Annotated in this window: 7 protein-coding genes; 1 reads left to right on the top strand and 6 read right to left on the bottom strand. The window is 43.8% G+C overall.

The window, feature by feature from the left end:
- Positions 1-212: 212 nt before the first annotated feature.
- The 6 genes from E1163_RS21255 to E1163_RS21230 form a co-directional block, all read right to left on the bottom strand.
- Positions 213-695: a DUF6265 family protein gene (locus E1163_RS21255; RefSeq protein ID WP_155174479.1), complete on the bottom strand. Its 483-nt coding sequence runs from the start codon at positions 693-695 to the stop codon at positions 213-215.
- 12 nt (positions 696-707) lie between these two features.
- Positions 708-1,265, bottom strand: a complete 558-nt coding sequence (locus tag E1163_RS21250; protein ID WP_155174478.1) for a YciI family protein — start codon at positions 1,263-1,265, stop codon at positions 708-710.
- Positions 1,262-1,807, bottom strand: coding sequence for an RNA polymerase sigma factor (locus tag E1163_RS21245; RefSeq protein ID WP_155174477.1), 546 nt, complete (start codon positions 1,805-1,807; stop codon positions 1,262-1,264). Before E1163_RS21245 ends, E1163_RS21250 begins: the two co-directional genes overlap by 4 nt.
- 301 nt (positions 1,808-2,108) lie before the next feature.
- A complete protein-coding gene (locus tag E1163_RS21240; protein WP_155174476.1) occupies positions 2,109-5,555 on the bottom strand; it encodes a hypothetical protein in 3,447 nt (1,148 codons plus the stop codon).
- Complete coding sequence (locus tag E1163_RS21235; RefSeq protein ID WP_155174475.1) at positions 5,556-9,236, bottom strand: sensor histidine kinase; 3,681 nt, start codon at positions 9,234-9,236, stop codon at positions 5,556-5,558.
- A 213-nt stretch (positions 9,237-9,449) separates the two neighbouring features.
- Positions 9,450-10,283 (bottom strand): AraC family transcriptional regulator, encoded by an 834-nt coding sequence (locus E1163_RS21230; protein WP_155174474.1) that lies wholly within the window; start codon positions 10,281-10,283, stop codon positions 9,450-9,452.
- A 103-nt stretch (positions 10,284-10,386) separates the two neighbouring features.
- Here E1163_RS21230 and E1163_RS21225 point away from each other — a divergent pair, with 103 nt between their 5' ends.
- Positions 10,387-11,304, top strand: a complete 918-nt coding sequence (locus E1163_RS21225; protein WP_155174473.1) for a ketopantoate reductase family protein — start codon at positions 10,387-10,389, stop codon at positions 11,302-11,304.
- The last annotated feature ends 4 nt before the right edge of the window (positions 11,305-11,308 follow it).

The following is an 11,308-nucleotide window of genomic DNA, read 5'->3' as shown; positions in this document are numbered from 1 at the left end:
GATTGTCCTGTAGGGACAAAACAAGCAGGCATTTGAAATGTGTCTTACTTTTGGGCAGCTAAAATAGGAAGTTAACTGTTTTTAATGCCTATTATCATGTCAGTTTCTGCCTCGATGGGCGTAGAGTCCTCTACGAGAGACTCTACTTGGAAAGAGTAAAAAACGGAGCCAAAAGGTTAGTTCCTCCCCTGAAATTTGGTTATTCCGATAGCTCAAAGCTTCGATCTTTTGAAATGGAATACTTCGGTTTCAATGTTTCCGTTGCGGTTGAGCCGGAGTGACATTTCCATTTCATCTTCGGATTTCTTCCATATTTCAAGGCCTTTAAAAATGATCTTGTCTTCGGTGACTTCTATTAAAGGGAACTTCACAAAGTCTTCTTTGTCTTCCCAGGCAGTGAGGTCTGGGTTGAAGTGTTTTAGTTTCATACCTTCGGGTGTCAGGTGCATGAATTCATAGAAGGTAACTTTGCCATCTTTGGTGTGCCGGTACATGCCCATCATGGTGTTATCTTCCGCGTGGGTCCATATTTCTTCTGATATACCTCCGAAGCCGTCTCCTACCCAATATCCTTTGAGCCATTCAAGTTTTTCGATAGGGATAGAAGGTTTTTCCTCCTCATCGGATGTTTGTGCCTGTAGATGGCCAAGTGAAATGCTCCATATTATGACTGATGTAATGATTATTTGCTTCATATGCTTTAAAATTTATCTGATCATAAATTCTTTCACTTCTATACTTCCACCATACTTGAGGTGAGGGCTGTTTTTGGCTATTTTTATTGCCTGGTCCAGTGATGTGGCATTGATCACAAAATAGCCACCTACCCGGCGTTCGTTTTCCGTAGTCACCTGACTGCCATCAGGCTCCAGGAACAGTGAGGTCGGCTTCATTTCCTGACCATCGATGGTTACGCCTTGTTCCTGAATGCCCGTCATCCATTTTGAGTATTCCGTAAACATTTCCTCCGGATCGGAGGGTGTAAACCTGCTGTCTTCATAAAGTACAAGCATGTAGTTAAATTGAGATGTTGTTTCCATGGGTGAATATGTTATTTTTCCGATTATAATGCCTACAGCCAGCAATGCTATGGAGGCAGCTATTCTCAATGTCCATTGCCTCCATCCTGAATGGGTACTTATTAGCCCTTCTTCCTTCAATGCGTTTACTACGCGATCTTCCAATTGAATATCCGGCTGAACTGGCTGCCTTAAGGCTTCAAATACCTCTTTTTCAGCCGGTGTTAGTTGCTCTTGGTTATTCATGACTGATGTGGTTTAATATGCTTTTCACTTAGATAAGTCCGCACGGCTTTGCGTGCCTGAAACAACTGGCTTTTGCTGGTGCCTTCATTGATGTTCAGCATCTCCCCTATTTCTTTATGGGTATAGCCTTCTATATCGTGCAAGATGATCACCTGCTGATAGCCATCCGGAAGCCGCGAAATGCCCTCCCGCAGATCGTAAGCGGTAAATACCGCCGGTATCTCTACATTTTCCTTTCCCTGTATACTTTTCTCAAAATCGTCCTGCTGCTTTGGATGTTTCCTCTGCTGGCTTCTTATTACATTGATCAGGATACTGGTAAGCCAGGTCTGTAACGTAGACCTCCACTGAAAATCTTTCAGCTTTCTTACCCCTATGATCCACATCTCCTGTACAGCTTCTTCTGCCAAATACTGATCCTGACGGCATAGGTGAAGCGCCAGTCGGTAGAGGCCGGGAGTTTTCAGGCGGTATAGTGCCCGGAATGCCTCCTCGCTCCCGCTTTTAACAAACTGATCAGTAAGTTCTTTTTCCGAATACATGTGTTATATCGATAGGTGATATAAGTTAGTGTTTTGAGGTGGGCAAATGGTTGTATGTAGGCTAAAAAAAATTACAACCCCTAAAGCCATGTAGCTTAAAACAGGGAACAAACGTAAAACCTGTGGAGTAAATGGACTGGAAAGTAAAGCAAGTAATGTAAAACTTGCCATTAAAAATCAGTAAAACCGCGCTCATTGTTATCATTATACGAGCCTACTGCTTTTGCCGATTGCTGGTTAACTACTGTCTGTCAGCAAAGAGGTGAAAATTTAGGCTCTCCCCCAGAAATTCTGCTTAATCCTAAAACAGGGCGCTAACCTGAACGCGGCCAATGTGTATCACATCCACGTCTTCGGATTTACGGCCATCGTAGCTGAGATTGAGCTGGAGGCCAGTGGTTATTTTTCGCTGCCAGTTGATGCCCCAGGAAATATTCTTTCCCGGACGCAGGGCATTGAGCAAGTCATAACCTATGGGGCTGTTCTCCTCTCCCTGGAAGTCAATTTCCACATACCGGAGCCGGGCATTGAAGGTACTCTTAACTGCTTTGTTTAATTTAACATCCAGGATATATTCGCTGAGGTAGGCGCTTTCCGGTGACTCTGAGGTGTAGTTGTTCTCTTTGCTTTCGTAGCCGTATTGTGCAGAAATACGAATGTTTCCCTTGGGTTGCCAGGCTATTTCAGGGCTGATCTTTCGGGAATCTATCAGGTAATTTCTTCCTTCGAGAAAATCAGAATTTACAGCTTTAGTCGCGGCAGATGTTTTTATATTCAGGCTGTAGACCCTTGAAAGGTTCACTCTCACACCAAATGTATACTCCTCTATATCGCGGGACTCAAAGCCTCCCTGCAAAAGCTGCCTCAGGCCTGAGTTGAAATAGCCTGCCTCAGCGCCAAACTTGGGACTAGTGCGGTTGTAAAATAGTGTTGACCTCAAAATATTCTTCTCTGACAGCAGCTCCCCTCCTTCACTTCCTTTTGCAAAAGCCAAAAGCCTGGTATCCAGATCACTGTCTGTTGTTTTTACATCGGCCGACCAGGAGGTATTGTTAGAAAAACTACTTAAAAACCTCTTTAAGCCCTTCTCTTTTCTCCACGCCCTGGGCATCTCGAGGGTGACCCGGTAGATGAACAAGTTTTGAAAAGCCGTAACAAACTCATTGGTAGGCACAAATATCTTAGCATAGTTCCTCTCGTCAGGATTAATGGCTTCAAAAAACTCATTGAGGTCCTGAACACCGTCTTCATTCAGGTCACGCCAGGTGTGGGTGCCTTCCCCGGGAGGCACTTTTATGTAAACAAATTCACGTCTGGGCTCGCGGCTGTTTGATATGGTATAGGTAAGGTCAGACCTGATGTGCCTGTCCAGCCAGATACTTTGCCAATCCAGGCGACCGGATACGGTTTCTTCATCTTCACCGAGAAGATAATTCTCAAGGTTCCTATAGGTAAAAAGCACATTGATTTTATGCTTCCCTAAATCTTTCCCTGCTGTAAGCTGACTGGTATTTGAGCTTGAATATTCGGTCAGAACGCCTTCGAGTGGTTTCTTATCTTCCCTGATGCTGTGCCTGAGCTCAAAATCAATCGGCGATGCTTTACCATTGCGCAGGTAAAAGGCATGCTCCTCAAAATACATGGCTGACCTCACCACTGAATCCGACAACTTTGATTCTACCCTGTTTTTATCAACCTGACGTATATAGCCCGGTACCACCCACTTTGACCGGTATGAAATATCCGCCGAATACCTCGTCCAAGCTTCAGCCAGGGAGTCCTGCTCGGTGTCCAGCCGGAATAAAGAGGTTTTTAGAAAGAATTTGCCCAGATTTTTGTCAAACCTGGCGCGATGCTGAAAACCGTCCACCTGTCCGGGACGATTTCTGTAGCTGATATCATAAGCCGCTCCATTGTCTGCATTTTTTCTTAAAGACACCCCTGCATTCACTATCCTGTCTTCTGCCCGGCGTCGGTCCGTATTTGGGTCGTACCCCCAATCCCGGTCATATTCAATATACCTGAACCGGTCTATTGGTTTGAAATGTTTTTCATCGAACTCAAAGTCGCCGTACAGGGTCCATTTGTAGTCTGGCAAGAAGCCGGCCGGCCGGCCTTCGGAAATAATCCCTGATTTGATCGCAAAGCCTTTGTCATCGTCACTATCCAGCTCAGAAAAGAGATTTACATCCCGATCGGAAAAAGCTACCTCGGAAAATATCCGTTCAAATTTATTGACCTTGTATTCACCTCCGATATTGACCAGTTGCTTTTTATTGGGAGCTGGAATTTTGATCACGGGTTCGTATTGCCCCTGTGGTACACCGTTGACAGGCGACACCCACTCAAAAACTCTTCCGTTCGCTGTGGTTTGGGCTTGTACGTAGCTGCCATTGCCTAACCCTACGTTGGAAAAAGTGACTTTATACATGGCCTTTTCGGGATCTGTACTATACCTGTACACTTCCCTAACAGTGCCGTCAAGATCAGTGGTATCTACTTGTGCATACAAAATCAGTTCATTGCTATATTCTACACTGTCGGCGGAGGATATCACGGCCTGGTCCAGATTGTCTCCGATATTGCTGAGCAGAATTTTATCTTCATTGGTAAGATCCAGCAGCAAAGGTCTGTTGCGGTTATCTTTTTCACTGTATGCATTCACAAAAAGGCTCAGCTTACCCATCTCCTGGTAGTGGTTTGCCGCAGTGATGGTGCGGCTGTAGTTTTGATCGGAGTACTCGTAGTCTATCCTGATCCTTGAGAACTGGGTGATCAGCACTTGATTGGTAAAGGTGATCTCTCCGCTGTTGTAGTCGATCACATAATCGTTGTTGAAGCCACGTACCAGTTGTTCTCCATCCAGGAATACGCGCTCCGAATTGGCCAGTATGATAACAAAGCTTTCATTATTGGGTCCGGGTATCCGGTATGGGCCCAGTACACCTTCAAGTGCAGGCACGAGGACGGAAGCAAACTGCCCTTTGGCAACAGATATGCCCAGTGAGGTGGTAGCCCGTATGCTGTCAGTAAGGTTATAATTCACCTCAGCCAGGCCGCCCTGTACATTTTTGTAGTACCTCATAAAGTAGGACGGCTTGTTCTTTAGCACTACATCACCACCAGTTACGGAGAAGTTATCATTATAAACCTGGATGAAAACATTATCAAAATCCTGGAGCTGCTGGGTATTTCCTTCCGGCTGGAAGGGCACATTCTGATCTGTGATGGCTGCCCTGATGTTCAGGTCATCGGTCAGCTTTCCTTCCAGGTTCAGGTTGAGGGTAGAGTTAACGAAAACGTCCTGATTATTACCAAATGAGATACCCCGGCTGATGCTTCCGCTTTTATTGAGTCCTTCAATGGCAAACAACTCTTCCCGCTTCAATAGCTGGTCTTCCTGCTTTACCGGGTCTTTAAAAAAGGCATTGGAGTCGTATACTTCAAGGCTTCGGTGGTAATATTGCTGATGGAAGCTGAACGGAAAGACCTCATAGCATATCAGCACCGAGTCCACCGGTTGCTGAGTATTGATAGTGACCTCGCCACGGCTCATGTTATGATCAACTGAAAATGCTGTACTGTCGCTATGCTGTATTTTCAGGGTATTGGGAATAATGGAAAGGCTGTCTAATTGCAAGGGGCGGTCAAATTGTTTCACCCACCTGCATTTCTGCCCTGCCTTCTGGCCAAAGCCTGTCAAAGCCATAAAACAAAGGGCAACCAATATGATAATTGGCCTTAACACTTAATTAACGGTTGGCAATTCGATAAAAAATGAGGTACCTTTTTCAAGCTCTGTCTCAAACCATATCTTCCCTCCTGCATGCTCCACCCCGTGTTTGGCAATAGCCAGGCCAATCCCTGAACCGGTTTCTTTAGTGCTGAAATTGGGTATGAATATTTTGCTGTGGATTGACTCATCAATGCCTGGTCCGTTGTCCTTTATTTCCAATAACAATTTCATCGCCTTCATTTCACTCAACATTACTTCAATGGTCAGGATCTCCCCTTCTTTGGCTTGTATGGCATTAATAATAATATTGGAAATGATGCGTCCCATCAACTGTTCATCACCTACAGTATATACCGGATGCTCCGGCATATGTAAATGAATGGTAACATTCTCCCTGCTGCTATGAAGGTTGACCGTATTCCTAAGTACGGCGCTGAACTCGTACGGCTCATGTTCGGGAATAGGCATTTTGGCAAATGAACTGAATGAGGAAGCTATGTCATTCAGGGTGTCTACCTGCTGTAGCAAACTATTGATAGGCTTCTCCAGCTCATCGTCTTCGTGCTTACCTTGCAGCCTTCTGCTCAGGTGCTGCAAAGTGAGTTTCATGGGTGTAAGCGGGTTTTTGATCTCATGGGCCACCTGCTGGGCTATTTCTCTCCATGCGGATTCTTTCTCGCTTCGGGCAAGTGCTTTTTTACTTTCTTCGAGCTTTATCAACATGCGGTTGTACTCGCCTACCATCAGGCCAATCTCATCATCGGCATGCCATACCAATGGCTCGTTGAAGGCGGTAAGGGTAGTTTTCTTTAGTTTTTGTGTAATAAACACCAGTGGGAACGTGAGCCACTTGGCCGCCAGATAGGAGATCATTAAAAACACAATGAATATGATAGTGAATATGTTGATCACATTGGTCAATACTTCAATCTGGTTTTGCTCAAGGGCATATTCGGATTGGAAGAACGGTATACTCACCATACCTATCAGCTCACCGGTATCAAAAGATTTTACGCCATAAAATGTGGTATTGTATTGTAGCTTGCCTACGGATTCCCTGGTAACATAGGCATTGTGGCCCTGCTCTTTTATTTTGGCATAAGCCACAGGGTTTACGAACCGGGACAGCAGGTTGTTTTCATAGATCATAGGCTGGCTGGATGCCAGTAATTTACCCCTGATACTGAACAGGTTAACATCAACCCCTGCAAATTTCGAAACCTCCGACAATTGCTTGGGCAGGTCTTCATGATCGACATCAACACTTCGCATAAACTCATCCAGATCATCGCTAATATTACTGCTGATGCTTTCTGCTTTGCGGTAATATTCTTCATTGACCTCTTTTTTGAATGATGAGTTAATCAAGCTCAGGGTAGTAATACTTACAGCAAACAAGGGCAGGAAGAAAGCTACATTAAGGTACAATTGTATCTTGGCGGAATAGTTCAGGCTGGTATTCTGAAAATTAAAATAAAATGCATAACCCGCAGCCATTAACAGTATAATGAACACCTGGATCAGGAAGAGAAAAGAGAAGTTTGAAACCAGGTCAGAATACGGATGGTTGTTGGAACTGATCACCACAATCCTGCCTTTTTGGTCCTTAACGGCCAAATGCCTGTAGCCCCCTGCTTTGATACCACTCTCAAAAAGCTCCGGGTCTGACAGGTCTTCAGTATCAAAATCCACAATATAATTGTAGTCGCCGGAGTGGTAGTTTATATCTCCGCCGATGAAGACTGCATAGCTGTAATTTGAATTCTGATATGGAAATAGGAAGCGGTTATCCACCAGTAATTCCGGATATACGTTATCGGGAATTATTCGCTTGAGGTTCAGGTCGAGTATCACGTACCCGACAAGAATCCCTCTTTTTTTCACTTCTATAAAATCCAGATACCGTTTGGATGCTTTCAGCCCCAGCCTGTTGATGAAGTAAACACCGTCATAAGGGGTTTTATACTCTTCCACATTAAACTTCTTGATCTCGCTGGGCATAAGACTGCCGGGTGTGCTCTCGAATGGCTGCCCATTGGCATTGTACAGGTAGATCTGCACATCATATTTATCAAAGTAGTTGCTGAGGTATACCTGCCTTATCTTGGACTTCACAATATCCTTGGAGAGGAAAGGGCTGGACATCCTGCTCTGGATGAAAACGTCTTCCCTGATCTTTTCATTTGCTTCCGAAAGCAGGAACTCGGCGAGGTTATCATTCTCAATTAAAAACTGGTTGGCAAACTTTACTTTGCGATCGTGCTCACGTTCTCGTTCGAATTCGTAAATAGCTAAAGTGCCTATCAGTGAAGATGCCAGTATACCCGAAAAGAGGTAAAGAAAGGTGTTGTACCTGAGCCTGGAGATGTACTTTGGCAGTTTGGTAACGGTCAGGATGGTAAAAAACAATGAGGCAACAATCACTGCCGGAAGAAACTGCTGCCCGATAAGCCAGTTGACCACTGCAAAGGCCAGCATTCCCGCAAGGAAGTTATAGATAGCAAAGCGTACATCCCGGCTTATAGCCTGTAGTAACCTGAACAGAACATGGAATAACAGAAAAACAATGGCCGTATTGGTAATGAAAATCACAAATCCAATGACCCTGTTTCCATCAAAGCGTATGGTCTGGTTGATGTCGTAGGTGATCTGCGAGTTATGATAAACCGTTTGAAAAATGAGGTATTGATAATGAAAGGTAAGGAACATTAAGCCTCCCAGTATAATAGCCACAACCCTTTTCGTTGTCTGCGGAGTTCTAAGAATATATTTTACAAACTGTGAGCTGTGATAATACCTGAATAAGATCACTGCTATTACGAGCAAGCTGCAAATATTAAGGAAGAGGTCACCAAAAGAAGGATTGAAGGAGGACGATGCAAAATGCCTGGAATCAAAAAGGGAGGTTTGTACCAGTGAGTCCGGAAAGTTGAATACCAACATCAGTATCCTTATCACAAGTAAAGAGCCTCCGACAACGAGCAGGCTGTATTCTATATGGCCCCTGGCCATTTCCCTGGCCCTGCCCATCACAAAGATTAGCAGGAACAGACTTCCTAAGCCATACAACACGATGGTGGCAATGTTTATCACCAGGTTCTTTTGCACATAGCCTTCCTGAAAGTCAACTTTGAACAGGCAATCACCTCCATTAATACATACCTCATGGCCTGCCTTGTGTTGCAGGTTATAAATGGCGAGGTCCTGGGCCGGAAAAATATCCCGGTTGTACCCTGACTGCACATAGTTATTATCGATCTTATAGTCATTGTGCAGGGGAATGACACCAAAAACTTCAAAGTCGCTGTTATTTATGGCCCATCTTCGCGACAGGAAATCTTTTCTAAGTGTCCTGACCAGTTTCAGGTTATAATCACCTTTCAGGTACCGGTAGTCGGGTACAAAGCGGTAGTCTGACCAGTAAACCATCCGGCCATTCTTAAAAATATAGAACGCATAGGACGATGCCTGCACATCTGAGAAATCAATATTTTCATCCCTTTCGAGGATCTCAAGGATCGGCACTACCTGTTTTTGCAGGTTAGTGACCTCTTTGTCCAGGTTATTTTGAATTTCACGTACATTGGCCTCTTCGGGCTTCTGCCTGTTTACAAATCCTATAGAAAGTACAACGGCAATCCCCAGGAGCACCCATGAAATACCTAACAGATAATATGATTTTGACTTTAGCAATTTCAACAATAATAAAAAATACTGATCCAATTCCAATCCCCTTTTCCCTAACCTAATAGTTGACTAAAAATAAGCTAAATATCTAACATGAATGAGGATCATGTGCCGATCACAAACAATTTAATGCTTTTCAACTAAAAATGAGGTCTCTCCGCCAAGGCTCAAATTCCATACCATGATCATACAGTACAATACATTGCAAAGTTCACCCCTCTATTGTTTTAATGTTTTTCTGAATTCCGATGGGGTTATACCCGTATTCTGATATATGAAGTGGTGAAAATGACTGCTGTCGGCAAAACCCAGCTCAGCTCCTACTTGTGAAAAAGTACGGTCGCTCTGCGTGAGTCTTTCCCTGATCATATGCATTTTGCTTTCCTGGATATACCGGCGCAGCGATATATTCAGATGTTTTTTCACATACTCTCCGATATAATTTTCGGAAACATTGAACCGGTCAGCAATTGCTTTCTTCCTTAGCTTTTGCGGATTGGCAATATTTGCGCGTATATAGCGCAAAATATTATCGACCTTAAGATCCTCTGTAGGCTTTCCAACAGGGACATTTTCATCTACAGCCCCATACCGGAGAATTAACTGCAAAACAGAATGCATCAGGTACCGGATCAATTCATAGTGCCTTTTTTTATGATGGGCTGCTTCCTGGATGATTTTCAATATTAACGACTCCACAAACAGCCTGTCGGCATTCTCTATGGTCAATCGTCCTTTTGTTCGATTATGGTAATGAAAGAGTTTCTCCAATTCATCGATTTCCTGCTCATTGTTAAAAAACCCTGGCAAAAAACGCAGGCAATGGAACCTTGTAGGTTCTGAGGTTTTAAATGAGTGTACATCTCCCGGCGTCAAAAAATAAATATCTCTGCTTTTAAATTGATGTTGATTGGCATTTAACACATGGGTACCTCTCCCAAATTCTATAAAAAGCAATTCGAAGAAGTTATGCCGGTGCTGATCTTTCTGCCACGAAAATTCATCTACCGAGTAGACCTCAAAATCCTGGTAAATAAAAAATGTTCTGTCCATTTCAAGACCTTTGTTTATACAAAACTAACCTATATTTATACAATCGCACATTGCTTCTAAGCCGTTTACTTTGCCAGCATATTTTAACCCATAAAAATTGAGCATGAAAAAAATAGCAATAGCCGGAATAGGAGGAATAGGAGGTTTTATAGGCGCTCCTTTGGCAAAAAATTACCATAACAGTGAACAGGTGCAGGTTATCTTTATTTGTAGAAATGAAACCAAAGACACCATAATAGAAAAGGGATTGACACTGGAATCCGCCCAGGGCAAGGAAACGGTACAGCCTCACCTGACATCGGACGACCCTGAAACTATTGGCCATCCGGATGTACTTATTCTTGCCTGTAAATCATACTCCCTGGAAAGCATGATCAAAGCTTATAAAAGCTGCATAGGTGAGGATACGGTAATTATTACCCTGCAAAATGTAGTCAATGGCAAAGAGATCATTCGCAAGCATACAGACCAGGGGCAGGTAATCGAAGGTTGTATCTATGTGGCCTCCAACGTAAAAAAGCCGGGACACATTCAGCATGTTGGCGGCCCCGGTAAAATTTTCATAGGAGGAGCGCCGGCCGGTGAGTACCAATGGCTGACCGAATTACTGACTGAGGGAGGTCTGGATGTTACTTTCGAAGAAAACATTCAGTCTGTACTATGGAAAAAATACCTTTTTGTAGCTCCTGTAGCAGCCATCACCACGGCTTACGATATTACTTTCGGACAACTGCTGGAAGATGACCATTTGATGAATGTGCTGGAAAAAATGATGCTGGAAGTACAATCCCTTGCAGCTCAAAAGGGTGTAAAGCTAACGGGGGAGGATATTTTAAACTCAAAAAGCATGCTTACAAAATTCCCGTATGCTGCGAAATCATCACTACAACTGGACTTTGAGGGTGGCCATGCTACTGAAAAGAAGTTTTTGGTTGATTATATTATTGAGCAAAGCAACCGGTATGGACTTAAAATGCCTTTTTACAGCGAGGTGAATAAAAAAATCCTGAGCCTGGCTTAACTAT

This window comes from Fulvivirga kasyanovii (genome assembly GCF_009711405.1).
Taxonomy (GTDB): Bacteria; Bacteroidota; Bacteroidia; order Cytophagales; family Cyclobacteriaceae; genus Fulvivirga; species Fulvivirga kasyanovii.
This window is presented reverse-complemented; position numbering and strand designations above follow the sequence as displayed.